23 protein-coding genes are annotated in these 25,834 nt (G+C 74.3%); 18 read left to right on the top strand and 5 right to left on the bottom strand.

What is annotated here, in order from left to right; all coding sequences use genetic code 11:
• The first annotated feature begins 164 nt into the window (after positions 1-164).
• Both FKD65_RS13375 and FKD65_RS13370 read left to right on the top strand, forming a co-directional pair.
• Positions 165-1,067 (top strand): SDR family oxidoreductase, encoded by a 903-nt coding sequence (locus tag FKD65_RS13375; protein ID WP_141577812.1) that lies wholly within the window; start codon positions 165-167, stop codon positions 1,065-1,067.
• A gap of 4 nt (positions 1,068-1,071) precedes the next feature.
• Entirely contained in the window at positions 1,072-1,869 is a 798-nt protein-coding gene (locus FKD65_RS13370; RefSeq protein ID WP_141577811.1) for an enoyl-CoA hydratase/isomerase family protein, read from the top strand.
• Positions 1,870-2,142: 273 nt separating this feature from the next.
• On the opposite strand, the gene FKD65_RS13365 is transcribed toward FKD65_RS13370, so the two are convergent.
• Positions 2,143-2,985 (bottom strand): sirohydrochlorin chelatase, encoded by an 843-nt coding sequence (locus tag FKD65_RS13365; RefSeq protein WP_141577810.1) that lies wholly within the window; start codon positions 2,983-2,985, stop codon positions 2,143-2,145.
• 351 nt (positions 2,986-3,336) lie between these two features.
• On the opposite strand from FKD65_RS13365, the gene FKD65_RS46245 reads away from it, so the two are divergent.
• The 14 genes from FKD65_RS46245 (at position 3,337) to FKD65_RS13295 (ending at position 19,205) form a co-directional block, all read left to right on the top strand.
• Positions 3,337-5,976, top strand: coding sequence for a nitrate- and nitrite sensing domain-containing protein (locus FKD65_RS46245; protein WP_141577809.1), 2,640 nt, complete (start codon positions 3,337-3,339; stop codon positions 5,974-5,976).
• Positions 5,976-6,428, top strand: a complete 453-nt coding sequence (locus FKD65_RS13355; protein WP_141586801.1) for a roadblock/LC7 domain-containing protein — start codon at positions 5,976-5,978, stop codon at positions 6,426-6,428. The genes FKD65_RS46245 and FKD65_RS13355 overlap by 1 nt, the downstream gene beginning before the upstream one ends.
• 3 nt (positions 6,429-6,431) lie before the next feature.
• Positions 6,432-6,812, top strand: coding sequence for a DUF742 domain-containing protein (locus FKD65_RS13350; protein WP_141577808.1), 381 nt, complete (start codon positions 6,432-6,434; stop codon positions 6,810-6,812).
• Positions 6,793-7,413, top strand: coding sequence for an ATP/GTP-binding protein (locus FKD65_RS13345; protein ID WP_141577807.1), 621 nt, complete (start codon positions 6,793-6,795; stop codon positions 7,411-7,413). The genes FKD65_RS13350 and FKD65_RS13345 overlap by 20 nt, the downstream gene beginning before the upstream one ends.
• Before the next feature lie 105 nt (positions 7,414-7,518).
• Positions 7,519-10,149 carry a nitrate- and nitrite sensing domain-containing protein gene (locus tag FKD65_RS13340; protein WP_141586800.1) on the top strand — a complete coding sequence of 877 codons (2,631 nt, stop codon included), beginning with the start codon at positions 7,519-7,521 and terminating at the stop codon, positions 10,147-10,149.
• Positions 10,146-10,592: a roadblock/LC7 domain-containing protein gene (locus FKD65_RS13335; RefSeq protein ID WP_141577806.1), complete on the top strand. Its 447-nt coding sequence runs from the start codon at positions 10,146-10,148 to the stop codon at positions 10,590-10,592. The genes FKD65_RS13340 and FKD65_RS13335 overlap by 4 nt, the downstream gene beginning before the upstream one ends.
• A 1-nt stretch (position 10,593) precedes the next feature.
• On the top strand, positions 10,594-10,989 hold the full coding sequence (locus FKD65_RS13330; RefSeq protein ID WP_141577805.1) for a DUF742 domain-containing protein: 396 nt from the start codon (positions 10,594-10,596) through the stop codon (positions 10,987-10,989).
• Complete coding sequence (locus tag FKD65_RS13325) at positions 10,970-11,578, top strand: ATP/GTP-binding protein (RefSeq protein WP_141577804.1); 609 nt, start codon at positions 10,970-10,972, stop codon at positions 11,576-11,578. The genes FKD65_RS13330 and FKD65_RS13325 overlap by 20 nt, the downstream gene beginning before the upstream one ends.
• A 388-nt stretch (positions 11,579-11,966) precedes the next feature.
• A complete protein-coding gene (locus FKD65_RS13320) occupies positions 11,967-13,154 on the top strand; it encodes an ROK family transcriptional regulator (RefSeq protein WP_205718649.1) in 1,188 nt (395 codons plus the stop codon).
• 22 nt (positions 13,155-13,176) lie between these two features.
• Complete coding sequence (locus FKD65_RS13315; protein WP_141577803.1) at positions 13,177-14,700, top strand: sugar ABC transporter ATP-binding protein; 1,524 nt, start codon at positions 13,177-13,179, stop codon at positions 14,698-14,700.
• On the top strand, positions 14,697-15,773 hold the full coding sequence (locus tag FKD65_RS13310) for an ABC transporter permease (RefSeq protein ID WP_240810126.1): 1,077 nt from the start codon (positions 14,697-14,699) through the stop codon (positions 15,771-15,773). The genes FKD65_RS13315 and FKD65_RS13310 overlap by 4 nt, the downstream gene beginning before the upstream one ends.
• Before the next feature lie 118 nt (positions 15,774-15,891).
• Positions 15,892-16,956: an ABC transporter substrate-binding protein gene (locus FKD65_RS13305; protein WP_141577802.1), complete on the top strand. Its 1,065-nt coding sequence runs from the start codon at positions 15,892-15,894 to the stop codon at positions 16,954-16,956.
• Positions 16,957-17,061: 105 nt separating this feature from the next.
• Positions 17,062-18,201 (top strand): Gfo/Idh/MocA family protein, encoded by a 1,140-nt coding sequence (locus tag FKD65_RS13300; protein ID WP_141577801.1) that lies wholly within the window; start codon positions 17,062-17,064, stop codon positions 18,199-18,201.
• Entirely contained in the window at positions 18,201-19,205 is a 1,005-nt protein-coding gene (locus tag FKD65_RS13295; protein WP_141577800.1) for a sugar phosphate isomerase/epimerase, read from the top strand. The genes FKD65_RS13300 and FKD65_RS13295 overlap by 1 nt, the downstream gene beginning before the upstream one ends.
• A 54-nt stretch (positions 19,206-19,259) precedes the next feature.
• On the opposite strand, the gene FKD65_RS13290 is transcribed toward FKD65_RS13295, so the two are convergent.
• From FKD65_RS13290 to FKD65_RS13275, 4 genes are read right to left on the bottom strand one after another with little or no spacing between them, the layout of a single operon-like run.
• Positions 19,260-20,111, bottom strand: a complete 852-nt coding sequence (locus FKD65_RS13290) for an LLM class F420-dependent oxidoreductase (protein WP_141577799.1) — start codon at positions 20,109-20,111, stop codon at positions 19,260-19,262.
• A 36-nt stretch (positions 20,112-20,147) separates the two neighbouring features.
• Positions 20,148-20,846, bottom strand: a complete 699-nt coding sequence (locus tag FKD65_RS13285; RefSeq protein ID WP_240810125.1) for a cupin domain-containing protein — start codon at positions 20,844-20,846, stop codon at positions 20,148-20,150.
• Between the two features lie 9 nt (positions 20,847-20,855).
• Positions 20,856-21,800 (bottom strand): NADP-dependent oxidoreductase, encoded by a 945-nt coding sequence (locus FKD65_RS13280; RefSeq protein WP_240810124.1) that lies wholly within the window; start codon positions 21,798-21,800, stop codon positions 20,856-20,858.
• A gap of 23 nt (positions 21,801-21,823) precedes the next feature.
• Positions 21,824-22,408, bottom strand: a complete 585-nt coding sequence (locus FKD65_RS13275) for a Uma2 family endonuclease (protein ID WP_141577798.1) — start codon at positions 22,406-22,408, stop codon at positions 21,824-21,826.
• Positions 22,409-22,614: 206 nt separating this feature from the next.
• Between FKD65_RS13275 and FKD65_RS13270 the strand changes: the two genes are divergently transcribed.
• Both FKD65_RS13270 and FKD65_RS13265 read left to right on the top strand, forming a co-directional pair.
• A complete protein-coding gene (locus tag FKD65_RS13270) occupies positions 22,615-23,178 on the top strand; it encodes a DUF1707 domain-containing protein (protein ID WP_141577797.1) in 564 nt (187 codons plus the stop codon).
• A 113-nt stretch (positions 23,179-23,291) separates the two neighbouring features.
• Positions 23,292-25,802 (top strand): hypothetical protein, encoded by a 2,511-nt coding sequence (locus FKD65_RS13265; protein ID WP_141577796.1) that lies wholly within the window; start codon positions 23,292-23,294, stop codon positions 25,800-25,802.
• The last annotated feature ends 32 nt before the right edge of the window (positions 25,803-25,834 follow it).

Below are 25,834 nucleotides of genomic sequence, written 5' to 3'. Positions count from 1 at the left end.
GTGCAACTTCCTCCCACGTCCCATCGTACGCGGGACTGCTCCGGCGCACGGGCGGGAACGAACCCCGGGGGCCGCGGCCGAGCGCGATTCGGTTCAGTGGTACCACTGGTAACCCCCCGGTGATTACCTGGGGGCGTAGTCGGTGCGATGTGAGGAGACACGAGATGTCGGAACTGCGCTACGACGGCCGCGTGGCGGTCGTGACCGGGGCTGGCCACGGCCTCGGCCGGCAGCACGCGCTGGAGCTCGCCGCGCGCGGCGCCAAGGTCGTCGTCAACGACCTCGGCGGCGACCGGTCCGGTACCGGGGCCTCCGCCGGCCCCGCCCAGGAGGTCGTGGACGAGATCAAGAAGAACGGCGGCGAGGCCGTCGCGAACCCCGACAACGTCGCCACCCCCGAGGGTGCGCAGGCGATCGTCAAGACCGCGCTCGACACGTTCGGCAAGGTCGACATCGTCGTCAACAACGCGGGCATCCTGCGCGACAAGTCGTTCAAGAACATGTCGGTCGAGGAGTTCGACGCCGTCATCGCCGTCCACCTGCGCGGCTCGTTCCTGGTCTCCAGCGCCGCCTGGCCGCACCTGCGCGAGCAGGGCTACGGCCGGATCGTGAACACCTCGTCGCCCGCGGGCCTGTTCGGCAACTTCGGCCAGGCCAACTACTCCACGGCCAAGATGGGCCTCGTCGGGTTCACCAAGACCCTCGCCCAGGAGGGCGCGAAGTACAACATCAAGGCCAACGCCATCGCGCCGGTCGCGTGGACCCGCATGACCGAGGACCTGCTGCCCGCCGACTTCGCCGACAAGCTCGGCGTCGAGCAGGTCACGCCGCTCGTCGCCTACCTCGTCCACGACTCGGTCGAGGACTCCGGGCAGGTCTACACGGTCGGCGGCGGCCGGATCGCGAAGATCTTCGTGGCGGAGGGCCCCGGCTTCGGGCAGAAGGCGACGCTCTCGGTCGAGGACGTCCGGGACAACTGGGCCGCCATCAGCGCGAACGAGCCGCTCACCGTGTTCGGCAACGTGGGCGAGCAGATGGGCCCGCTGATCCAGCAGCTCACCTCCTGAGCCGTTGGCCGGGATCGAGCTCGACCGGCGGGACGGGGTGCTCACGATCACCCTGTCCCGGCCGGAGCGCCTGAACGCGGTCGACGGCGCGCTGACCGAGGAGATGCTGGACGTCCTCCACGGGCTGGCGCGCGACCCGTCCACCCGCGTGGTCGTGCTCACCGGCGCGGGCCGCGGGTTCTGCTCGGGGATGGACATCCAGGGCGGCGACCCGGGCGAACCGACCGGTGAGGGCCGCGTCCAGCGGCTCTACCGGGGCATCGCCCGCGGCGGCGAGGTCACCGCGCGGCTGCGGGAGATCCCGCAGCCGGTGATCGCGGCGCTGCACGGCCCCGTCGCCGGCATGGGCGTGTCCTGGGCGCTGGCCTGCGACCTGCGGGTGGCCGACCCGACGACCCGCTTCGTCGTGCCGTTCCTCGACCTCGGGCTGTCGGCCGGCGACTGCGGCCTGTCCTGGCTGCTGCCGCGCCTGGTGGGGCCGGCGAAGGCCGCGGAGATCGCCTACCGGGCGCAGCGCCTGGACGCGGCCCGCGCCGACGCCCTCGGCCTCATCACCGAGATCGCCCCCGAGGGCGGGGACCTGGCGGCCGCCCAGGCCCTCGCCGACGAGCTGCTCGCCAGGTCGCCCTACGGCCTGAGCCGCACCAAGGAACTGCTCAACGCGTCCCTGGACGTCCCCGGCCTGCGCCAGCAGCTCATGACGGAGACGGCCGTCCAGACCCTCGCCTTCTTCACCGAGGACCTCGCCGAGGGCATGACCGCCACGATGGAGAAACGCCGCCCCGACTTCAAGAACCGCTGACGCCGGTCAGCGCCTCACCGGGGGGTTTGGGGGGTCGTGCCCTAGAGGGATACTGCGGACGTCGACCGCCCAAGGGGGGCGAGCCCCCCTTGGGCCACGGCCTTCCCCGAAGTGGCCTCGGCCACGCGCGCTAACGCGTGACCTGCCCGGTGCGGCGAAGCCGGAGGCGAGCCGCACCGGGCAGATCGCGAAGCGATGCCGCGTTCGCCCCAGACCCGGTCACGTAGCGAGCCGCTAGGCGAGCGAAGTGGGCCGGGCCTGTGTAAACACGGGTCAGTCGGCCAGGGCGGTGGAGAGTGCTTCGACGTAGCGGAGGGCGGCCAGGCGGGCGAGGGCCGGGTGGGCGCCGAGGGGTGCGGAGTGCGCGGAGCCCACGGTGGCGGCGGCGGTGGCGACCAGCGCCGCCTCCGGCTCGGGTCCGATCAGGTGCGGGGCGACGGCGATGGACGCGGCTCCGGCCGCGCGCAGCTGCTCGTAGGCGGCCTTCACCGACGCCTCGTCGTTCAGCGAGGCGGTGAAGACGGGGGCCGCGAGCCGGGAGGCGAGGAGCACTCCGGTGACCTCGGCCTGCCGGACGGCCGCCGCGTCGCCGGGAGTGGCGACGATCACACCGGACGCTGCCGTCACCATGGTCATCAGCCTGATCCGGTCGGCGCGGGCGAGCCCGGCGTCGGCGAGCCGGTCGTGCAGCGCCTCGGCGATGAGCGGGTGCGGGCCGAGCGGCTCGGCGGCCACGGTGCGCACGGGCGCGGCCGCCACGGCGGCGCGCACGGCGGCGTCGAGCGCCGGGTCGGGCCCGGTGGACAGCGGCACCACCACGGCGGCGAGCTCGTCGTCCTGCTGCCGGAGCCCGGCGAGCACGGCGTGCAGGCTCGCCTCGCCGCCTTCCAGGTGCCCGACGTAAGCGGGCTGCCCGGTGTGCTCGAGCTCGACGAGCCGGGCGAGCTCGACGGCGATGTCGGTACCGGCCCGCCGGGCGGGTCCGGGGACGGCGAGGACGAGCGTGGGGGATCCGGGGGGCAGCAGGAAGGACTCGTCGCCGCGGTGCCGGCCGCCGCGGGGTGTGCGGCGCCGTCGCGACGGCAATGCCTCGGATGCCTGGCTTTCGGGACTCACGGCGGGCATCGTAACGCCCTCCGGCCCGGGAGCCGTCCTCCCGGCCCGGCCGTCGTCGTTGCCTGTAGGAATCGTGGGTCTCCTTCCCGGACCGGCCGCGGTGCGGGCGGTGGATGAAGAAGCAGAGTATGGCGCAATGTCCCGAAGCAACAGGGGGAAATGAAGCAAATTGTCCGGATTTGCCGCTATCCTCTTCCGGCGGGACCCGGCAAGATCGTCTTGCCCCCGCGCATTGCCGCAGGTAGCAAGGAATGGCGGCAATACGGCCGAATGCCGTCAAAGGGGTTGCGGGGGCGTCGCGGACGGCCTTTATGATCCAGGGACCCTCCGCGCCGGAACGTTCGAGGTCACATGAAATCCCCCCGTAGGCGGTCGATCCGCACGAAGGTCACCGCGCTGCTGCTCGTGCCGCTGCTCTCACTCGTCGCGCTCTGGGGATACGCCGCGATCGTCACCGGCCGCGACGCGCTCGCCCAGCGCCGGTACCACACGCTCGACCGCGAGTTCGCGCCGAGCGGCCAGGGCGTCCTGGTCGAGCTGGGCAAGGAGCGCCTGGCCTCGGCGGTGTTCCTCAGCACCCCGCGCTCGGCCGCGGGCGGCACCCCCGCCGCCCTGCTCTCCCAGCGCTCGCGCGTCGACGCGGCCGTCGAGTTCTTCCGCCGCGAGGCCACCTCCGCCGACGCGCGCAGCGCCACCAACGCCCAGATGGACTCGCGCGTCGACGAGGTCCTGCGGGCGCTCGGTGGGCTCGGCGGGCTGCGCGCCGCGGTCGACTCCCGGTCCGTGGACCGGTTGGCCGCGGTCAACGGCTACGGCACGATGGTCGACGACATGCACCGGCTCTACGACAGCCTCGTGGTCATCGACGACTCCGGGCTCTACAACTGGACGCTCTCCACCCGGCACGCCGGGCGCGCCATGGAACTGATCCAGCGCGAGAACGCGCTGGTCGCCGGGGCCTTCATCACCAGGGGCCGGATGACCGCGGCCGAGCACCGGATGTTCGTGGAGATGGTCGGCGAGCAGCGCTGGCAGTGGGTCAAGCAGCGCTCGCTGCTCGACCCGGTGGTCTACCGGTCCGGCACCGCGCAGGTCTTCGCCTCCCCGCAGTACCAGACGTTCAAGGCGATGGAGGACCGGATCGCCGACGCCGACCCGCGCCGGCCGCTGCCCGTCCAGCCCGGCGAGTGGCAGCGGACGGCGCAGCCGCTGGTGCTGTCGGTCAACGCGATGGTGCTCGGCAACTCCAAGCGCGCCGGCGAGCACGCCGACGACCTCGGCCGGGAGGCCTACCTGCGGCTCGGCGCCGTCGGAGGCCTCGGCCTGCTGGCGATCCTGCTGTCGGTGCTGCTGTCGCTGCGGTTCGCCCGCGGGTTCGTCCGCGAGCTGGTCGGGCTGCGCGGCTCCGCCGAGGAGATGGCCGAGCAGCGGCTGCCGGGCATCGTCGCGCGGCTCAGCCGCAACGAGAGCGTCGACGTCGCCGCGGAGGCCCCGCCCCTGAGCGCCGGGAACACCGCTGAGGTCGCCCGGCTCGCCGAGGCGTTCGCCAAGGTGCAGCGGACCGCCGTCGACGCCGCCGTGGGCCAGGCCGAGCTGCGCGCCGGCGTCAGCCGCATCTTCCTCAACATCGCCCGCCGCAACCAGTCGCTCCTGCACCGCCAGCTCACGCTGCTGGACGGCCTGGAGAGCCGCGCCGAGGCCGACGACCTGGAAGACCTGTTCCGCATCGACCACCTCACGACCCGCATGCGGCGGCACGCCGAGAGCCTCATCATCCTGTCCGGCGCGACGCCGGGGCGCGGGTGGCGGCGGCCGGTGCGCTTCGCCGACGTGCTGCGCGCCGCCGTGTCGGAGATCGAGGACTACACCCGCGCGACGGTGCTGACCGACTCCGAGGACGGCCTGGTCGGCGCGGCCGTCACCGACGTCGTGCACCTGCTGGCCGAACTGATCGAGAACGCGGCGTCGTTCTCCCCGCCCAACACCGAGGTGCGGGTGATGGCCGAGCGGGTCGGCACCGGGTTCGCGGTCGAGATCGAGGACCGCGGCCTCGGCGTGAACCCGGAGCTGCTCGCCGAGGCCAACCGGCGGCTGGCCGAGCCGCCCGAGTACGACCTGGTCGACACCGACCAGCTCGGGCTGTTCGTCGTCGCGCGGCTGGCCGCCCGCCACGACATCTCCGTGACGCTCCAGCGGTCCCCGTACGGCGGCGTCACCGCGATCGCCCTGTTCCCGCACGAGCTGGTGGTCCCGGCCGAGAAGATGGCCGCCGGGATGCTCCCGCCCGCCGACGGCGAAGGGGACGGCTCGGACGAGGACGGCGCGAGCGTCGGCGCACCCCGGTGGGAGGCGACGGTCCTGCCCGCGCCGGTCCCCGACGCGGTGGTCCCGCTGCGCGACGCCGCGACCTCCGGGGAGTTCTCCGCACTCCCGGCGGAGGAGCCGCACCTGCGGCGCCAGCGGAACGCTCCAGGACACCTGGAGGGCGCGGGCGGCCGCCTGGAGGCGCCGCCCGCGCTGCCCGAGCTCACCGCGCCCCCCGCGCCCGCACCGGTCCCGTCCCCGGCTCCCGCCGAGCCCGCCCACCCGGCACCCGCCACGCCCTGGGGCGTCCCGGACGGGCCCGCGCCCGCCGCGGCGCCGCGTCCCGCCCCGAACCCGTGGTCGGACGACGCCCTCGAACCCCGGGACGAACGGCCCGCCGGAACCGGGGGGCCGTCGGGCGCGCAGGACCCCGCCGACGGCGCGCCGGCCGAGGAGGACGAGGACTGGGAGCCCGCGGGCACCCACGCCGGCCTGCCCCGCCGCGTCCGGCAGAAGAACCTGGCCCCGCAACTGCGCAAGAGGCCCCCGTCACCGCCCGGGGCCGGCGGAGTCACGACCGGGGCCGTCGCACGCTCGCCCGAGGAGGCACGCTCGCTGATGGCATCGATACAGCAGGGATGGCGGCGCGGACGCGCATCCGACATGGGGGATGAGGAAAACCGATGATGCACAACACCGTGTCCGGTGAGCTGAACTGGCTGCTCAACGACTTCGCCCAGCGGGTCACGACGGTGCGGCAGGCGGTGATCCTGTCGCGCGACGGGCTGGCCGTGGCCGCCTCCAACGAGCTCGCCCGGGAGGACGCCGAGCATCTGTCGGCGCTGGCGTCCGGCGTGCAGAGCCTCGCGCGCGGGGCCGGCCGGCACTTCGCGGGCGGCAACGTCCGGCAGACCATCATCGAGATGGACGCGCTGCTGCTGTTCGTGACGGCTGCGGGCGACGGCACCTGCCTGGCGGTGCTGGCCGAGGCCGACGCCGACGCCGGCCTCGTCGCCTACGAGATGGCGGTGCTGGTCAAGCGGGTCGGCCAGCACCTGCAGGCGAGCCCGAGGTTCGGGGCGGAGCAGGGCGGCCAGGGCTTCGGAGGCGCCGGGGGGTCCGCGCCGCGGGGCTTTTGACCGATGACCCCGCCCGGAGAGCGCTGGCTGGACCGCGAGGCCGGTCCGCTCGTGCGCCCCTACGCGCTGACCCGGGGGCGGACCCGCCCCGAGGGCGCGGGCTTCGCGCTGATCGCGGTGGTCGCGGCCACCGGCGCCCCGCCGGGCGACCGGCTGCGCTACAGCCCCGACCACGCGCGGGTGCTGCGCGGCTGTTCGCGACCGGTGGCGGTCGTCGACCTCGCGGCCGACCTCGGCCTGCCCCTCGGCGTCGTGCGGGTGCTGCTCGGGGACCTGCGGGACGAGGGCCTGGTCGCGGTGGTCGAGGAGGCGCGCCCGGCCGAGGGCAGGCGGCCCCCGTCCGGCGTGCTGAGGGAGGTGCTCAATGGACTCCGCGCGCTCTGAGCGGCCGCTCGTCACCACCAAGATCCTGGTCGCGGGCGGTTTCGGCGCGGGCAAGACCACCATGGTCGGCTCGGTCAGCGAGATCCGCCCGCTGCACACCGAGGAGCCCCTGACCGACCGCGGCGTCGGGGTGGACGACGTGTCCGGCGTCGCCGCCAAGGCGACCACGACCGTCGCCATGGACTTCGGCCGGATCACGCTGTCGGACCAGCTGCTGCTCTACCTGTTCGGCACGCCCGGCCAGGAGCGGTTCTGGTTCATGTGGGACGAGCTGGCGGCCGGCGCGATCGGCGCCGTCGTGCTCGCCGACACGCGCCGCCTGACCGGCTGCTTCCCGGCGATCGACTACTTCGAGCGCCGCGGCGTCCCGTTCGTGGTGGCCGTGAACTGCTTCGACGGCGAGCGCACGCACCGGCCGCGCGACATCGCCATCGCCCTCGACCTCGATCCCGGCGTCCCGGTGGTGCTGTGCGACGCGCGCCGCCGCGAGTCGTCCAAGGCGGTCCTCATCGCGCTGATGGAGCACGTCCTGACCTGGCCGGAGGAGCGGGAGGAGGCGCCCGGCGGCCCGATGTCCGATCATCGTGAACCCGCGACGTAGTAGGCTCCCGCACACCTCCGTACTCCACGCATCGGGAGGTTTCCCCCGCATGTTCCGCCCCCCAATGCCGATCGCGACACGCGTGAGCAGGGTCCGCCAGCCGTGATGGGCCCGCGCTTCTCCTCCATCCGGGCGAGGACCACGCTGCTGGTCCTGGTCCCTCTGCTGGCGCTCGCCTCCCTGTGGGTGTTCCTCACCGGCTTCACCTACGGCGACGCGCACGAGCTGCTGCGGAGCCGCGACTTCCAGGAGAAGACCGTGCTGCCCACGCAGCACCTCATCGACGCGCTGCAGAAGGAGCGGCGGCTGTCGATGGCCGAGCTCGGCGGGGCGCGCTCGGAGTCCGGCGTCATGCTGACGCAGCGGCAGACCACCGACGAGGCGGCCGAGCAGGTCCGGGCGGGCGCCCGCGACCGGGGGCTGCGGGACGCGATCCAGCCGCAGATCGTCGACCGGATCGACGCGCTCGTGGAGCGGATCGACACGCTGCGCTCCGTCCGCCGCGGCGTGGACCAGCGCGTCGCGGACCGCGCGCGGGTGCTGCGCGAGTACAGCGACATCATCGACGCGGGCTTCGCCCTCTACAACGCGACCACGCCGGGGGACGGGTCCATCACCGCGCACGCCCGCACGCTCAGCTCGTTCGGACGTGCCCGCGAGTTCATGTCGCGCGAGGACGCCCTGCTGACCGGAGCCCTCGCCGCCGGGCACATCACGGCCGCCGAACGCGGCCAGTTCGCCCAGCTCGTCGGCGCCCAGCGGATGCTGTACGCCGACACCGCGCCCAACCTGCCGCACGACGACCACGAACGCTACGAGCGGCTCGCGGCGTCCCCGCCGTTCGTCCAGCTGCGGTCGCTGGAGGACCAGGTCATCCGCGGCGCCGAACCGCCCCCCGCGGCCGTCCGCAAGACCCGCGAGCCCGGCGCTCGGCCCGGTGCCCGGCCCGGCGCGGCCGACCGCCCCGCGCAGCGCGCCGCGCGCGGCCCGGTCATCGAGCCGGACATCTGGCGTTCCCTCGCCGACACCGCCAACGGCCGGCTGTACCAGCTGGAGAACGTGGTCCTCGACGACGTCGCCGCGCACGGGCAGCACATCGCGATCGGCGCCTTCACCCGGCTCGGCCTCGCCGGCGGCGTCGGCCTGCTCGCGATCGTGCTGTCGGCGCTGATCGCGGTCCGGGTCTCCCGGCGGCTGCTCCAGGAGTGCCGCACGCTCGCGGCCGGCGTCATGGACTTCACCCGCCAGCGGCTGCCGCTGCTCGCCGAGCAGGTCCGCGCCGGCAGTCCCGTCGAACCCGAGCCCGCCCCCGAGGTCGACTACCGCATCACCGAGATCCGGCAGATCGCCGAGTCGTTCGACCGCGCCCGCGAGGCCGTGCTCGTCGCCGCCGAGGGCGAGGTCGCGGCCCGCCGCGGCATCAGCGAGGTGTTCGTGAACCTCGCGCGCCGCAACCAGGCGCTGCTGCACCGCCAGCTCAGCCTGCTCGACACCATGGAGCGCCGCACCGAGGACCCCTCGGAGCTGTCGGACCTGTTCCGCCTCGACCACCTCGCGACGCGCATGCGCCGGCACGCCGAGGGCCTGGTCATCCTGGCCGGCAAGAGCGCGGGGCGCGGCTGGCGCCGTCCCGTCCCGCTGGTGGACGTGGTGCGCGGCGCCGTCGCCGAGGTCGAGGACTACCCGCGCGTCCGGGTGCAGCCGCTGCCGCGCGTCGCGCTGCTCGGCTCCGCCGTGGCCGACGTCATCCACCTGCTCGCCGAGGTGGTGGAGAACGCCACCACGTTCTCGCCGCCGCAGTCGCCGGTGCGGGTCAGCGGCCACGCCGTCGCCAGCGGTTTCGCGATCGAGGTCGAGGACCGCGGGCTCGGGATGACCGAGGAGGCGCTGCGCAGGGCCAACGAGCGGCTCGCCCATCCGCCGGAGTTCGACCCGTCCGACAGCGCGCAGCTCGGCCTGTTCGTCGTGGCCCGGCTCGCCGAGCGGCACGACATCACCGTCACCCTGCGCCCGTCGCCGTACGGGGGGACGACGGCGATCGCGCTGATCCCGAGCGAGCTCGTCGTGGAGAGCGCCGAGCCGGAGCCGGCCCCGCCGCGCCGCACCACCGGACCCATCCAGGCGCTGCCGGCCGCGCGCCCGGTGGCCGATACCGGACGGAGCGAGTCCGGCGGTGTCGTCCGGCTGGTGGCCGAGGCCGAGCCCTTCCGGCCCGAGCCCCTCCCGTCCGGGACCCTTCCGCCGGGGGCCCTTCCGCCCGAGCCGGCCCGTCCGGCCGAGGAGCCCGAGCGTGCGGCCCCGCAGCCCGCGGCCCCGCCACGGGCCGAGCCGCCGCCCGAGCCCGCTCCGCCCCTGCGGGAGGGGGAGCTGCCCAAGCGCCGGCGGCAGACGCACCTGGCGCCCCAGCTCAAGGAACGGGTGGACGCGCACCTCGCCGAGCGGGGACAGGCCCCGCCGCCCGACCCGGCGCCCGCCCCGCCCCCGGCTCCGCCGGAGCCGGCCGGGATGCCGCTCGCCGCGCCCGTCCCCATGGACGTCCCGGCGGACGTGGCCGGGCACGACCCGGCCGGGACCGTCCCCACCGGACAGGAACCGGACGACGGCACCGCCCGCTCGCCCGACACGATGCGATCGATGATGTCCGCGATGCAGCGCGGCTGGCAGCGCGGCAGGCAGGACGCGGCCGACGCGCAGGCCGCGGGCAACGAAGGCGACCAGGAGGACGACGCCCCATGACACAGCCCCAGCACTCCGGCGCGGAGGTCCCGGGCGGAGCCGGAGGTGAGCTCAACTGGCTGCTGGACAGCCTCGTCCAGCGGGTCGCCCCGGTGCAGAACGCGGTGGTGCTGTCCAGCGACGGGCTCCGGATCGCCGCCTCCAGCGGGCTGGCCCGCGAGGAGTCCGACCACCTGGCCGCCGTGGCCGCCAGCTTCCAGAGCCTCGCGCGCGGGGCGGGGGAGTCGTTCGGCGGCGGGCCCGTCCGGCAGACGATCGTGGAGATGGAGTCGTCGTTCCTGTTCGTCACCGCCGCCGGCCGCGGCGCCTGCCTCGCCGTCCTCGCCGACGCCGAGGCCGACCTCGGGATCATCGCCTACGAGATGGCCATGCTGGTCACGCGGGTCGGCCAGCACCTGTCGGCCAACCCGCGGGTCGCCGCGGCCGACTCCGGCGGCGTGTGAGATGGGGGGCACGGCCTGGTACGACGACGCGGCGGGCCCCGTCGTGCGCCCGTACGCCCTGACCCGGGGCAGGACGCACTACGAGGGCGTCGAGTTCGACCTCGTCGCGCTGATCGTCGCGGCCGGGCCGCCCGAGCCCGCCGACGACGCCCACGCACTCCCGGCCGCCCCGTGGGCGCCGGAGCCGGAACATGACATGATCCTGGAGCTTTGCCGCACCCCGTTGTCGGTCGCCGAGATAGCGTCGGATCTGGAACTTCCCCTCGGGGTCGTCCGTGTCCTGCTCGGCGATCTGCTCGACCACTCGCTGATACAGGTCCGGCGCCCCGCGCCGGTGGCGCAGTTCCCCAGCGAGCGCGTACTCAAGGAAGTGATCGATGGAATCCGTGCGCTCTGACGCGGCCGCCCAGCAGGGCGACTCGGCGCTGACGGTCAAGATCCTCGTGGCCGGCGGCTTCGGCGTCGGCAAGACGACCCTGGTCAGCGCGGTCAGCGAGATCCGCCCGCTGCGCACCGAGGAGGCGCTGACCGAGAAGAGCATCGGGATCGACGACACCACCGCCGTCGCGTCCAAGACCACGACCACCGTGGCGATGGACTTCGGGCGCATCACCCTGCCCAACGGCCTGGTGCTGTTCGTGTTCGGCACGCCCGGCCAGGACCGGTTCTGGTTCATGTGGGACGAACTGGCCAAGGGCGCGCTCGGGGCGGTGGTCCTCGTCGACACCCGCCGCCTCGCCGACTGCTTCGCCTCGGTCGACTACTTCGAACGCCGCGGCGTCCCGTTCATCATCGGGGTCAACCGCTTCGACGGCGCCGGCCAGCACTCGGCCGACCAGGTCCGCGACGCCCTCGACCTGTCCCCGGACATCCCGGTGATCTCCTGCGACGTCCGCGACCGCGAGGACGCCAAGCGCGTCCTCATCAGCCTCGTCGAACACATCATGCGAACCATGAGCTCGGGCCGCCAGACGGTGTCCTATTAGCGTTTTTCTCCTCCTTCGGGCCTGGCGGCCCTCCATCGTCGAGAAACGCGGGCGATCGCTGGCATCGCTCCGTCTCGCCTTGGCGGCTCGCTGCGCGATCAGGTTCTTGCTTCGCTCGAACCTGCCTTCGGACGCGATCGCGGCAGTGAGGTCGGCGCGGGGTTGCGATGGGGGCTGAGGTAGGCGACTAGGCGGGCTATGGCCCCGCTCGGTGTGCGTGTGCGCGCTGGGCGGGGCCGTTCTGTGTGCGTGGCTTTGTCCTCTGAGTGGGGAAAGTTCGGATGATCTAGTGAAAAGGTCTTCTCAAAGCGGCGAAAGCGGGTTACGGTCTCGGCCATGAGACCGGCGTCACACGTCGCCGGGACCGTGTTCCCGAGAGGACGGCGTGATGCGCATGTCGGCTCGTCCGCAGAACGTGCATCAGGCACGCCTGCTGCGGCTGCTGCGTGACGAGGGGCCGCGCTCGCGCGCCGAGCTGGGCGACGTCGTCCGGCTCTCGCGGTCGAAGCTCGCCGTCGAGCTGGACCGGCTCGTCGAGCTGGGCCTCGTGGAGGGCGCCGGGCTGGCGGCCTCGCGGGGCGGGCGGCGGTCCGGGATCGTCCGGCTGTCGCCGAGCCTGCGGTTCGTCGCCTTCGACATCGGCGCGACCTCGATCGACGTCGCGGTGACCGACGGCACGCTGGAGGTCCTCGGCCACGTCAGCGAGCGGTGCGACGTCCGGCAGGGCGCCACCGCGGTGCTGGACCGGGCGCTGGACCTGCTCGGCAAGCTGCGCGACGAGGGCCTGATCCCGCAGGTGCACGGGACGGGCATCGGGGTGCCGGGGCCGGTCAGCTTCCGGGACGGCATGCCGGTCGTCCCGCCGATCATGCCGGGCTGGGACCGGTTCCCGGTGCGGGACGCGATCGGCCAGGAGCTCGGCTGCCCGGTGCTCGTCGACAACGACGTGAACCTCATGGCGCTGGGCGAGCTGCACGCCGGGCTCGCCCGGTCGGTGGACGACTTCCTGCTCGTGAAGATCGGCACCGGGATCGGCTGCGGCATCGTGGTCGACGGCGCCATCTACCGCGGCGTGTCCGGCAGCGCGGGCGACATCGGCCACATCCGGGTCGACGACGACGGCCCGACGTGCGCCTGCGGCAACGCCGGGTGCCTGGAGGCCTTCTTCGGCGGCGCGGCACTCGCGCGGGACGCGGAGGCGGCGGCGCGGTCCGGGCGCTCGCCCGCGCTCGCGGCGCTGCTGGAGGCCCACGGGGAGCTGACCGCCGAGCACGTCGGCGAGGCGGCCGCCGCGGGCGACCCGGCCGCCGTGCAGATCATCCGGGAGGGCGGCCGGCACGTCGGCCAGGTCCTCGCCGGGCTCGTCAGCTTCTTCAACCCCGGCCTCGTCATCATCGCGGGCGGCGTCGCGGGCCTCGGCCACGCGCTGCTCGCCGAGATCCGCAGCGTCGTGTACCGGCGGTCCGCGCCGCTCGCGACCGGCAACCTGCCGATCGTGCTGTCCGAACTCGCCGGCGCCGCCGGGGTGGTCGGCGGCGCCCGGCTCATCAGCGACCACGTCTTCTCCGCGTCCTGACCCCTGGCCCCGAGGAGGCCCGATGGGCTCGACCGAACCAGAACCGCTGCTGCGGATGCGCGGCATCGTCAAGCAGTTCCCCGGCGTCCGCGCCCTGGACGGCGTCGACCTCGACGTCCGGCCCGGCGAGGTGCACTGCCTGCTCGGCCAGAACGGCGCGGGCAAGTCCACGCTCATCAAGGTGCTCGCCGGTGCGCACCAGCCCGACCAGGGCGAGATCGTGTTCGCCGGGTCGCCGGTGCGGCTCGCCGGGCCCACCGCCGCGATGCGGGCCGGGATCGCCACCATCTACCAGGAGCTCGACCTCGTGGACGGCCTCTCGGTCGCCGAGAACGTCTTCCTCGGCCACGAGCGGGCCCGGCTGGGCTTCACGCGCCGCGGCGAGGCGGAGCAGGCGGCGCGGGAGCTGCTCGGCCGGCTCGGGCACGGGGAGATCCCGCCGCGCCGGGAGGTCGGCCGGCTGCCGGCGGCGGGCAAGCAGGTCGTCAGCATGGCCCGCGCCCTGTCGCACGACGCCCGCCTCATCGTGATGGACGAGCCGTCCGCCGCGCTCGCCCACGACGAGGTCGGCAACCTGTTCCGCATCATCCGGGAGCTGACCGCCGCAGGCGTCGCGGTCGTCTACATCTCGCACCGGCTGGAGGAGATCCGCGAGATCGGCGACCGGGTGACCGTGCTCAAGGACGGCCGGTCGGTCGCGGGCGGACTGCCCGCGCGGACCACCTCCACCGCCGACATCGTGTCGCTGATGACGGGGCGCGACGTGGAGTACGTGTTCCCCGAGCGGCCCGAGCCCGAGGACGGCCGCCCCGAGGTGCTGCGGGTCGAGGGCCTCACGCTCCCCGGAGCGTTCGAGGACGTCTCGCTCACCGTCCGCGCGGGCGAGATCGTCGGGCTGGCCGGGCTCGTCGGGTCCGGCCGCTCGGAGATCCTGGAGACCGTCTACGGGGCGCGGCGCCCCGCGCGGGGCCGGGTGCTCGTGGACGGCCGCCCGGTCCGCCCCGGCGACACCGGCGCGGCGGTCCGGCGCGGCATGGGCATGGCGCCGGAGGAGCGCAAGAGCCAGGCGCTGCTGCTGAACGAGACGGTCGCCGCGAACGTCAGCGTCGCCTCGCTGCCGCGCTACGCATCCTTCGGCTGGATCAGCCGCCGCCGCGAACTCGCCGACGTGCGGCGCCAGATCGAGGCGCTCGACATCCGCCCGCCCGACCCGCGCCGCCCGGTCGTGACGCTGTCGGGCGGCAACCAGCAGAAGGTCGTGCTGGCCCGCTGGCTGCTCGGCACGGCCGGCCTGCGGCTGCTGATCCTCGACGAGCCCACCCGCGGCGTGGACGTCGGCGCCCGCGCCGAGCTGTACGCGGTGATCCGCGAGCTGGCCGGGCGGGGGATCGGGGTGCTGCTGGTGTCCAGCGAGGTACCCGAGGTGCTCGGGCTCGCCGACCGCGTCCTCGTCGTCCGGGAGGGGCGCGTCGTGCACACCGGCGACGCCCGCGACCTGGACGAGGGCGCCGTGCTCAACATGATCATGGAGGGGAGTGCCCTGTGACGGACACCTTTCATTCTGGAGGGTCGGCCCCCGGGACCGATAAGGACGCGGGCGGGCGCGGCGGGGCGCCCGCCCGTCCGGCCGGCGGGAACGGCGGGGGGCCGCTGCGGCCGCTGCGCCGGGGCGGCGCCGCGGAGAGCCGCGAGATCCACCATCTCGGGCTGGTCGCCGCGCTGGTGCTGCTGTGCGCCGTCGGCCTGGTGACCGAGCCGGGCAACTTCGCGACGTCGGGGAACATCGTCGGCATCCTCGCGCTCGCCGCCACCATCGGCGTGATCACCGTCGGCCAGACGTTCGTGATCATCGGCGGCGGGATCGACCTGTCCGTGGGCGCGGTGATGGCGCTGGCGTCGGTCTGGGCGACGACCGTGGCGACCCAGTCCTACGGTCCGGCGGTGATGGCGCTGTGCGCGATCCTGGTCGGGACCGGCGCGGGCGTCGCCAGCGGGCTGCTGATCTCCTACGGGCGGCTGGTCCCGTTCATCGCCACCCTCGCGATGCTCGTCGCGGCGCGGGGGCTGGCGCAGCGGATGTCGGACCGCAGGACCCAGCTCGTCCGGCCGGAGAACGACGCGATCGAGGCGCTGTCCACCACCAAGGTGCTCGGGCTGCCGCTCGTCGTGTACATCTTCGCCGCGGTCGCGGCCGCCGGATGGCTGCTGCTGAACCGCACCACGTTCGGCCGCCGCACGTTCGCGGTGGGCGGCAACCCCGAGGCGGCGCGCCTCGCCGGCATCGACGTCCGCCGCCACACCCTGATGCTGTACGCGCTGTCCGGGTTCTGCTGCGGCATCGCCGCGATCATCATCATGGCGCGGACCACCACCGGCTCCAGCACCCACGGCGACCTCTACGAACTGGACGCGATCGCCGCCGTCATCATCGGCGGGACGCTGCTCACCGGCGGGCGCGGCACCGTCGTCGGGTCGATCCTCGGCGTGCTGGTGTTCACGCTCATCACCAACCTGTTCATCCTCAACGGCCTGGAGACCAGCGACCAGCTGATCGCCAAGGGCGCGATCATCGTGATCGCCGTGCTGCTCCAGCGCCGCGGGCTCCGCTCGCCCACCTGACCGCCTGCCCACCCGCACCTCTCGCCCGACCCAGCACACCCCACCCCCCACGTCCGGCGCCGCGCACCCCGGGGAACGCGCGGCGGGGGACGCCCCATCCCTTCATCAGGAGCACGTCATGCGTGATCAGAGCCCTCGTCCCAGCCGCAGAGGCGTCCTGTTCGGCGGCGCCGTCGTCGCCGCGGGCAGCCTCGCCGCCGCCTGCACCAGCAACAGCGAGAAGGACGACCCGAGCCCGGCGGCGCAGGCCGGGTCGCTCGGCGGGGACAACGACAAGCCGGGCAAGCAGGTGACCATCGGCTTCTCCGCGCCCGCCGCGGACCACGGCTGGATCGCGGCGATCGCCAAGAACGCCGAGGGGCAGGCCAAGAAGTACAAGGACGTGACGTTCAAGCCCGTCGAGCCGACCAACGACATCAACCAGCAGATCTCCGCCGTCGAGTCGCTGATCCGGGCGAAGGTCGACGTGCTGGTCATCCTGCCGAACGACGGCGAGCAGCTGAACCAGGTCGCCCGCAAGGCGATGGACGCCGGGATCCCCGTCGTCAACCTCGACCGCGTCTTCCCCGACAAGCTGTCGTACCGGACGTGGGTCGGCGGCGACAACTACGGCATGGGCGTCTCCGCGGGCCACTACATCGGCAAGAAGCTGAAGGACAAGGGCGTCGCCAGCCCCGTCATCGTGGAGATCCAGGGCATCGCGACGCTGCCGCTGACGCAGGAGCGCAGCAAGGGCTTCGCGGACGCGCTGAAGTCCTACGGCTTCTCCGTCACCGCCAAGCAGGACGCGAAGTTCACCGTGGAGTCCGGCAACCAGGTCGCGAGCAACCTGCTCCAGGCGCACAAGAAGATCGACGCGATGTGGAACCACGACGACGACCAGGGCGTCGGCGTGCTCGCCGCGATCAAGCAGTCCGGCCGCAAGGAGTTCTTCATGGTCGGCGGCGCGGGCTCGGCCAACGCGATGCGCGACATCAAGTCGGGCGGCGGCGTCCTGGAGGCGACCGTCACCTACCCGCCGACGATGGCCGCGTCCGCGATCAAGCTCGGCCGGCTCATCGCGCAGGGCAAGGGCATGGCCGACCTGGTCGAGCTCCAGGTGCCCCAGTCGATCACGCTCTCCTCGGAGACGGTCGCCAAGAACAACGTCGACACGTACATGCCGCTCGGCTTCGAGTCCTGAGCGACGGGGGCGCCGGCGCCCCCGCCGTCCCGCCGGAGGGCGGGGGCGCCGGCTCGGGGGGCTTCGGGCCCGCCCTCGCAAGACGACACAGAGAGGTGAGCTGAAATGACGACCGTCGGAGTCGGGATGGTCGGGCACGCGTTCATGGGACGCGCCCACTCCCAGGCGTGGCGCAGCGTCGGGCCGTTCTTCGGGCCGCCGCTGACGCCGGTCATGACCGCCCTGGCGGGGCGTTCCGCCGAGCGCGCCCGCGCCGCCGCCGACGCGCTCGGCTGGGCGTCGGTGGAGACGGACTGGAAGGAGCTGCTCCGCCGCGACGACGTCCAGCTCGTCGACATCTGCACGCCGGGCGACAGCCACGCCGAGATCGCGGTCGCCGCGCTCGACGCGGGCAAGCACGTGCTGTGCGAGAAGCCGCTCGCCAACTCCGTCGCCGAGGCCGAGGCGATGGCCGCCGCCGCGGAGCGGGCGCGGGAGCGGGGCGTCCGGTCGATGGTCGGGTTCAACTACCGGCGCGTCCCGGCCGTCACCCTCGCCCGCAGGCTGGTGGCCGACGGGCGCATCGGCGCCGTCCGGCACGTCCGGGCCCAGTACCTGCAGGACTGGCTGGCCGACCCGCAGGCGCCGTTCACCTGGCGCATGGACCGCGACAGGGCCGGGACGGGCGCGCTCGGCGACATCGGCGCGCACATCATCGACACCGCGCAGTTCATCACCGGCCAGAACCTCGTCGGGGTCTCGGCGCTGCTGGACACGTTCGTCCCGGAACGCCCGGCGCCAGGCGGCGGGACGGCGCAGGTCACCGTGGACGACGCGGCCCTGTTCGTCGGGCGCACCGACGGCGGCGCGCTCGCCTCGTTCGAGGCCACCCGGTTCGCCACCGGCCGCAAGAACGCGCTGCGGATCGAGGTCAGCGGCTCCTCCGGTGCCCTGGCGTTCGACCTGGAGTCGCTGAACGAGCTGTGGTTCTACGACCGGCACGAGGACGACGCCACCGCCGGCTTCCGCCGGGTCGTCGTCACCGAGCCCGTCCACCCGTACGCCGACCGGTGGTGGCCGCCCGGTCACATGCTGGGCTACGAGCACACGTTCACCCACCAGGCCGCCGACCTGCTCACCGCCATCGCGGAGGGCGCCGACCCGCGCCCGTCGTTCGAGGACGGCCTGCGGGTGCAGCGCGTCCTCGCCGCGGTCGCCGCGAGCGCGGCCTCCCGGTGCTGGGTCGATGTAGAAGGGAGCGAATGATGGCACGACCGGTAACGCTCTTCACCGGCCAGTGGGCCGACCTACCGTTCGAGGAGGTCTGCCGGCTGGCGTCGGGCTGGGGCTACGAGGGCCTCGAGATCGCCTGCTGGGGCGACCACTTCGAGGTCGACAAGGCCCTGGCCGACGACGACTACGTCCCGCGCAAGCTTGAGACGCTCGCCAAGCACGACCTCAAGGTGTGGGCCATCTCCAACCACCTCGTCGGGCAGGCCGTCTGCGACAACCCCGACGAGCGCCACAAGGCGATCCTGCCCGGGCGGATCTGGGGCGACGGCGAGCCCGAGGGCGTCCGGGGCCGCGCCGCCGAAGAGATCAAGGACACCGCCAGGGCCGCCGCGCGGCTCGGCGTCGACACGGTGATCGGGTTCACCGGCTCCTCGATCTGGCACACGGTGGCGATGTTCCCGCCCACCCCGGAGGAGATGGTCGAGCGCGGCTACGCCGACTTCGCCGATCGCTGGAACCCGATCCTGGACGTGTTCGACGAGGTCGGCGTCCGGTTCGCGCACGAGGTGCACCCGAGCGAGATCGCCTACGACTACTGGACGACCGTCCGGGCCCTGGAGGCGATCGGGCACCGCCCCGCGTTCGGGCTGAACTTCGACCCCTCGCACTTCGTGTGGCAGGAGCTCGACCCGGTCGGCTTCCTGTTCGACTTCCGCGACCGGATCTACCACGTCGACTGCAAGGACACGAAGGTCCGCACGGGCGACGGCCGCCGCGGCCGCCTGTCGTCCCACCTGCCGTGGGCGGACCTGCGGCGCGGCTGGGACTTCATCTCCACCGGCCGAGGCGACGTCCCGTGGGAGGACGTCTTCCGCGCGCTCAACGCGATCGGCTACGCGGGCCCGATCTCGGTGGAGTGGGAGGACGCCGGGATGGACCGCCTCCAGGGCGCCCCCGAGGCCCTGGAGTTCGTCCGGGGCCTCAACGCCATGGAGCTCTCGACGTCCTCGTTCGACTCGGCGTTCTCCTCCGAGTGAGCCCGCGGTGCGCCGCCCCGGCGAGGCCACGCGCCGGGGCGGCGCACCGCTCTGTCAGGTCGCGGACCGAGCGCCGAGCCTGTCGGGGGCGTGGTCGGCGACGAACCGCTCCAGATCCGACGCCGAGATCCCCAGGGGCGGGACGACGATGAGCCGGTCCACCCCCAGCTCCGCGTAGTCCCGGACGAACGCGGCGTCCGGCGGGCGGGGCGGGCTGATCGAGATGTGCAGGGGGCCTCGCTCCGCCTCCTCGGTGAGGGAGCGCAGCCGTCCGATCGTCTCCGCGGCGGCGCGGCGCCCGAGCATCCACCCGTACCAGCCGTCCGCGTGCCGGGCGGCCCGGCGCAGCGCGGCGGGGCTGTGGCCGCCCGCCACGACGGGGATCGGCCGCTGCACGGGCCGTGGATGGGCGTCCACGCCCGCGAAGTCGGCGTGGTCGCCGTGGAAGGCCGGCTCGTCGTCGTACCAGAGGGAGCGCATCGCCGCGAGGTACTCGTCGGCGCGGGCGCCGCGCCCTTCCGGGGAGACGCCGACCGCGCGCATCTCCGGTTCCAGGTATCCGGCGGCCATGCCGAAGACGAGCCTGCCCCGGCTGAGCACGTCGAGGCTGGCGAGCTGCTTGGCGAGGACGAGCGGGTTGCGCTGCGGCAGGACGACGACCCCGGTCCCGAGCGCGATCCGCTCCGTGCGTCCGGCGAGGTGGGCGAGGGCGACCAGCGGGTCCAGGAACGGCGTGTCCGGCTCCGCGGGGGACGGCGCGACGCGCGGGCGCGGCAGCACGACATGATCGCCGGCCCACACCGAGTCGTATCCGAGTTCCTCGGCCAGAGCCGCGACACGTGCGGCGACCTGCGGATCCGCGCAGGCCTCCATGTTGATGGCGAAGAGCCCGAGAGTAGGTGGCATCCGTCGATTATCGGCCCCGGCCGTGAGCGGCGGGGCTCAGGGGAGGGCGCGGAAGTCCACGAAGTCGAAGCCGGGGGAGACGACGCAGCTGACGAGGACCTCCTCGTCTCCCGCAGGGCGCGCGGCCTGCCATACGCCGGGCGGGACGACGGCCTGCGGCACCTGGCCGGCCGCCACGTCCGCACCGAGCGCGATCAGCTCGGGCGTCTCGGCGGGCCGGTCGCCGTCCCCGCCGAGGAGCAGGGTCAGCGGCCCGCCGCCGTGCCACAGCCACAGCTCCGCGGAGCGGACGGTGTGCCAGATCGACTCCTCGCCGGGCGGCAGCAGGAAGTAGATGGCGGTGGCGGAGGCCCGTTCGCCCGGGTATCCGTCCGGCGTGAACGACACGCCCGAGCGCCACGTCTCGCGGTACCAGCCCCCCTCGGGATGCGGCAGGAGGTCGAGCGCCTCGGCGGTCGCCGGGCGGTCCAGGGCGGCGACGTGCCGGCCGGCGGGGCTCCGCCGCAGGTAGCGGACGCGCGACGCGGTCGTGCGGTCGATCACCCCGCGCGCCGGCACCGCGCCGGGCGCGGGGTCCAGCGTGACGGCGACGAGCTGGCCCCCGGTGAACACGTCGTCGGCGACGGCCAGCAGCCCGGGCTCGTCGTCCGGGGCCCACACGGCCCCCGCCTCCCGCAGGACGAAGCGGGGACCGGGCTGGGCCCGCCAGCCGTCGAGCGTCGTGAGCAGCAGCACCCCCCGAGCTTAAGGGGTCAGGACGATCTTGCCGGTGACGTGGCCGGTCTCGCCGCGCTCGTGCGCCTTCGCGGCCTCCTCCAGCGGGAACACCGAGTCGATCTCGGCGCGGAGCCGCCCGGCCTCGGCGAGCGCGGCGATCTGAGCCAGCGCGTGGTGGTCGGGCTCGACGAGCAGGGTCTCCGCGCGGACGGCCGCGGGGTCGAAGTCGGCGAGCCTGCTGAGCACCAGCGACACCAGCGTCCCGCCCGGCCGCAGCACCCGGAGCGAGCGCGGCCCGTAGTCGCCGCCGATGGTGTCGAGCACGACGTCGACGTCCTTGACGACGTCCGCGAAGTCGACGCTCCGGTAGTCGATCGCCTCGTCCACGCCGATGCCGCGCAGGAAGTCGTGTTTGCCCGCGCCGGCCGTCCCGATCACGTGGGCGCCGCGCGCCTTGGCGATCTGCACCGCCAGATGCCCCACCCCGCCCGCCGCCGCGTGGATCAGCACTCGCGTGCCCTCCCGCACGTCCGCCGTGTCGACCAGCGCCTGCCACGCGGTCAGCGCGGCCAGCGGCAGGGCCCCCGCATGGACGTGGTCGATGGCGGCCGGCTTGGCGACGAACGTCCGGGACGGCGCCGTGACGTACTCGGCGTGGGACCCGGCCCCGAACGGGTACCGGAGCATCCCGAAGACCTCGTCGCCGGGCTTGTGCAGCGTCACGCCCACGCCGACCTTCTCCACCACGCCGGAGACGTCCCAGCCGAGGGTGAACGGGGGCTCGCCGAGGAAGCCGCCGCCCGCCCGGTGCTTCCAGTCGGTCGGGTTCACCCCCGCCGCCCGCACCCGGACGAGCACCTCCGTGGGCCCCGGCTCGGGCCGCTCGACCTCGACCACACCGAGCACCTCCGGGCCGCCGAGCACGTCCTGCCGTACCGCGCGCATCGTTTCGGGGCGCATCTTCTCAGTCATGCGACGTAGAACCGCATGGCGCGCTAGTCCATTTCGGATAGGCGTGTCGGGTCGAAGGCGATCGGGTAGGGGCGGTCCAGGACGACCGTCTCGCCGGAGCGCGCCTTGCGGGCCAGCTCGTAGCGGCCGTCGCGGAGCTCCAGCATGGTGACGGCGGGGCGCGGCTCCAGGTCGACGAGCCAGTAGTGCGGGATGCCGGTCGCGGCGTACTCGTCCACTTTGCGAACCCGGTCGATCTGCTCGTTGACGGTGCGCGGCGTGACGACCTCGGCGACCAGCAGGAGGTCGGGGCCGTAGTAGGTGCGGGTCTGGCGTTCGAGCGCCGCTCGGGCCACGTCGCGGGTCACGACGAACACGTCCGGCTTGCGGACGCCCGCCGGGGTCGTGACGTCCTGCGTGGCGCCGGCGACGTGCACGTCGGCGTCGGCCTCGCGGGCCGCCTCCTTCAGGACGGTCTTGAGCCGCTCGGCGGCGTGGTCGTGCCAGAGGTCGCCGGGCAGCTCGTTCAGCCAGCCGTCAGCGAGCTCATACCGGCGGCCCTCCTCGGGCAGCGCGTCGAGGTCGTACAACGTGTACGGACCGTGCGCACGGCCGAGCGTCCCGCCCATGGACCTTCCCCCCTCACCTCGATGAACGGGCTGATCCGAATCTACTGGACGGGCGTCCGGAAAGGGTGCACCCATGATCGCGCGGCGGGATGCGGCCGAATGTCTCGAAAGCCGAGCGGCGAAGAGTTACGATACATCGCGTCTTGACCCTCCAGCCGCTGGAGGGAGCAGGCTGCGGAGGCGGACCGCCCCGAAGGAGAGATGCGATGAGCGTCGAGCAAGACCGGGCCGCGCCCGCCGTGCGCGCCTCGGACCGCGACCGCGACGAGATGCTCGTCCGGCTCCACACGGCCTTCGCCGAGGGGCGGCTGAGCGAGTCGGAGCTGGACGAGCGCAGCGACCTGGCCCTCGCCGCACGCACCCACGACGACCTTGACGCGCTGGCCGCCGACCTGCCGTCCGGGCGGGCCGCCAAGGAAGGGGCCGGGAACGCGCCCGCGGGCCGGTTCCAGGTCGCCTACAAGGGATCGGTCACCCGGGCCGGCCGCTGGCGGCTGCCCGAACGGTTCACGACCGTCGTCTACAAGGGGACGGGCCTGCTGGACCTCCGCGATGCCGACCTGGACGCCGCGGTCACCACCCTGTGGGTGCTCGCCTACAAGTCAACCGTGCAGATCGTGGTGCCACCGGGCGTCCGCGTGGAGACCGACGGCCTGGGCGTGTCCGCCGAGGTCCACGGCGAGCCGCGGGCCGGGGCGCCGGTCCTGCGCGTCCGGGGCTATGCCTACAAGGGAGCGATCGAAGCGAAAGATCGGATATCTCGGGCGTGAGGTGATAGAACGCTCCAGCGGCCCCCATCGGCCGCCGTTCACGCGGATGTCAGTACAAGACCTCCCGTGGCGCGATTTGATGGTGACTCGACTGGGACCGTGAAGGAGCGCGTGTGACGGCGAGGACCCCGGAGCAGCACGAGGCCCGGCGGACGGCCGAGGAGGGCCCGGCGGACTCCCGCCACGTCCGGCGGCGTCTCACCTTCGGTGTCGCGGGAGACCTCGCCGACATGCCCGGCAGGCTGTCGCCCTGGCAGCGCGCCTATGAGGCGTGGCGGGCCGCCGGGCTGGAGTGGGGCCACGGCGCCCCGCCCCGGGAGGCCGGGCAGCGGCCCGCGAGCCGCGACGCCGCCCGTCCCGACACCGCCCGTACCGACGGCTCCGGCGCGGGGCGTTCCGCGAAGTCTCCTTCGCGTCCTAAGCCCGCCATGGCGGTGGCCGCGAGCACCCCGTCCGCGCCGGCGAAGCCCGACCCCCATGACGTCCTGGTCGCCGGTCCGCCCAGGCCGGAGCCACTGCCGGTGATGAGGTCGGGGCCGACCCGGCGGCTGCGCGCGCGGGCGGCGGTCGCGGCCGGGCTCGCCGCGGTCGCCGGAGGTGCGATCTTCGCGGTGTCCCGGGGCGACGACAGCTCGGCCGCGCCGGGCGTCCCCGGCCCGGTGGCCGCCGAGGGGCTCTTCGCCCCCGACCCGTCCGCCACCGGCGACGGCCTCGTCCAGGACCTCACGACCATCGCCGCGGCGGGCGGGACCGTCGTCGCGGCGGGCACCGAGGGCGACGGCGTGCCCGGCCGCGAACGGGCCCGCTTCCTCGTGTCCGCCGACGCGGGCCACGCCTGGTCGCTCGCCCGGCTGCGCACGCCGGACGGCTCCGCCGTGCCTCCCGGCGACACCCCGCGCCTCGTCGACGGCGGCGCCGGCCGCTGGGCCGCGCTCGGCCGGACGTCCGCCGGCGCCGTGACGGCGTGGACGAGCGAGGACGCCGCGACCTGGACGCGCCGCTCGCCCGCCGCGGGCTTCGCGCCGTCCGACCAGGTGAACGACCTGGCCCGGACCGGCCAGGGCTTCCTCGCCGTGGGCGCGTCCGGCGGCCGCGCGGTCGTCTGGAGCTCGCCGGACGGGCGGGCGTGGCAGCGCGCCGCCGCCGGCACGGGGATCATCGCCTTCGACCGCGTGGCGGCGTCCGGGAACGTGGCCGTGGCCCACGGCACGTACGGCAAGAAGGTCACCCAGCGGCGCGGCAAGAGGAGGGTCACGCGGACCGTGCGCGCCGACGGCCTCTGGCGCTCCGCCGACGGCGGCCGTACGTGGGCGATCACCGGTGTCCCGCAGGCGCAGGGCTCCTACGGCCCGACGAAGGGCCTGGCGGTCGGGCCGGGCGGGTTCGCGACCGTCCGCGAGGGCAGGCAGACCACCGGCCGCAGGAAGCACCGCAGGACGACGAACTTCGGCGTTCTGTTCACCTCGGCGGACGGCTCCAGGTGGCAGGCCGCGAGCCGGTTCGGCGGCACGGGCATCGACCGCTTCGGCGGCACTCCGACGGGTCTCGCCGTGATCGTCCGGGGCGCGAAGGGCGCGCACGCCGTCCTGCGCAGCACCGACGGCCGCACCTGGCAGCCGGGCGGCACGATACCGGCGCCGGTGCGCGGCAGCGGACTGACGGTCGCGAACGGCCAGATCGCCGTCTCCGGGCGGCAGGGCGACGACGCCTACCTGTTCGGCGTGGACCTCCGCACCGTCCCGGGCGCCGTCCACCCGGAGCGCGCGGTCAGGGCGCTGGCGTCGGGGCCCGGCCCGTCCGTCGCGGTGGGCAGCACCAACGGCAACGCGGCGATCTGGACGGCCCCGGACGGCCGCGCGTGGAAGCGCGCCGGGTTCCCCGCGACGGCGGGCGCGCTGTCCGACGCCGTCCACGGCGGGCGCGGCTGGCTGGCCGTCGGCCGGGTGGCGGGCACGTCCGCCGGCCCCCTGGCGATGACCTCGCAGGACGGGCTCACCTGGCAGAAGCCCGAGTTCCCGGCGGGCCCGCCGCCGGTGGCCGCCGCCGCCGGCCCCTCCGGCTACGTCGCGGTCGGGACCGGCGCCGCGTGGCGCTCGGCCGACCTGCGCACCTGGACCCGGGGGAGCCTCGACGGCGCCCCGTCCGACGTGGCCGCGACCGGCAGGTCCTACGTCGCGGTCGGCGGGCGCGGCAGGGCGCCCGCGGCCTGGACGTCCCCGGACGGCCTCAGGTGGACCGCCGCCAAGCTCCCGCCCGGCCTCACCGCGCCGCTCACCCAGGTCGCCGCCAAGGGCGGCACCCTCGTCGCGATCGCCGGCGACGCGGCCGCGCTGGTGTCCACCGACGCGGGCGCGACGTGGACGCGGCGCGAGCTGGGCCCGGGCCTGGCCGCCTCCGCCGTCGCGGCGACCCCCTCCGGCTTCGTCGCGGCGGCCGCCGCGAAGGACGACGCGGCGGTCCTGGCGTCCCGCGACGGCACCGCCTGGCGGCGCCTCGCCGTCCCCGGGCTCACCGGACCCGGCGACCAGCGCCTCACCGCCCTGACCGCGGCGGGGTCCACGATCCTGGCGACCGGCACCGACGGCGACTCGCCGATCCTCTGGCGCGCCCCGGCCCCCGAGTGAGGAGTCTGTCAGCCTGGGCTGACAAATCGCGG

Source organism: Actinomadura sp. WMMA1423, from assembly GCF_006547145.1.
In the GTDB taxonomy this organism is placed as follows: Bacteria; Actinomycetota; Actinomycetes; order Streptosporangiales; family Streptosporangiaceae; genus Spirillospora.
Note: the sequence above shows the minus strand (reverse complement) of the source record. Positions and strands in the feature narration are given on the sequence as shown.

Bases quoted from the DNA above. Each gene is read 5' to 3' on its own strand.
- FKD65_RS13335 (WP_141577806.1), top strand. From the start codon at position 10,146: ATGACACAGCCCCAGCACTCCGGCGCGGAGGTCCCGGGCGGAGCCGGA.
- FKD65_RS13330 (WP_141577805.1), top strand. From the start codon at position 10,594: ATGGGGGGCACGGCCTGGTACGACGACGCGGCGGGCCCCGTCGTGCGC.
- FKD65_RS13315 (WP_141577803.1), top strand. From the start codon at position 13,177: ATGGGCTCGACCGAACCAGAACCGCTGCTGCGGATGCGCGGCATCGTC.
- FKD65_RS13295 (WP_141577800.1), top strand. From the start codon at position 18,201: ATGGCACGACCGGTAACGCTCTTCACCGGCCAGTGGGCCGACCTACCG.
- FKD65_RS13300 (WP_141577801.1), top strand. From the start codon at position 17,062: ATGACGACCGTCGGAGTCGGGATGGTCGGGCACGCGTTCATGGGACGC.
- FKD65_RS46245 (WP_141577809.1), top strand. From the start codon at position 3,337: ATGAAATCCCCCCGTAGGCGGTCGATCCGCACGAAGGTCACCGCGCTG.
- FKD65_RS13280 (WP_240810124.1), bottom strand. From the start codon at position 21,800: ATGACTGAGAAGATGCGCCCCGAAACGATGCGCGCGGTACGGCAGGAC.
- FKD65_RS13290 (WP_141577799.1), bottom strand. From the start codon at position 20,111: ATGCCACCTACTCTCGGGCTCTTCGCCATCAACATGGAGGCCTGCGCG.
- FKD65_RS13355 (WP_141586801.1), top strand. From the start codon at position 5,976: ATGCACAACACCGTGTCCGGTGAGCTGAACTGGCTGCTCAACGACTTC.
- FKD65_RS13340 (WP_141586800.1), top strand. From the start codon at position 7,519: ATGGGCCCGCGCTTCTCCTCCATCCGGGCGAGGACCACGCTGCTGGTC.
- FKD65_RS13325 (WP_141577804.1), top strand. From the start codon at position 10,970: ATGGAATCCGTGCGCTCTGACGCGGCCGCCCAGCAGGGCGACTCGGCG.
- FKD65_RS13305 (WP_141577802.1), top strand. From the start codon at position 15,892: ATGCGTGATCAGAGCCCTCGTCCCAGCCGCAGAGGCGTCCTGTTCGGC.
- FKD65_RS13320 (WP_205718649.1), top strand. From the start codon at position 11,967: ATGCGCATGTCGGCTCGTCCGCAGAACGTGCATCAGGCACGCCTGCTG.
- FKD65_RS13270 (WP_141577797.1), top strand. From the start codon at position 22,615: ATGAGCGTCGAGCAAGACCGGGCCGCGCCCGCCGTGCGCGCCTCGGAC.
- FKD65_RS13350 (WP_141577808.1), top strand. From the start codon at position 6,432: ATGACCCCGCCCGGAGAGCGCTGGCTGGACCGCGAGGCCGGTCCGCTC.
- FKD65_RS13275 (WP_141577798.1), bottom strand. From the start codon at position 22,408: ATGGGCGGGACGCTCGGCCGTGCGCACGGTCCGTACACGTTGTACGAC.
- FKD65_RS13375 (WP_141577812.1), top strand. From the start codon at position 165: ATGTCGGAACTGCGCTACGACGGCCGCGTGGCGGTCGTGACCGGGGCT.
- FKD65_RS13345 (WP_141577807.1), top strand. From the start codon at position 6,793: ATGGACTCCGCGCGCTCTGAGCGGCCGCTCGTCACCACCAAGATCCTG.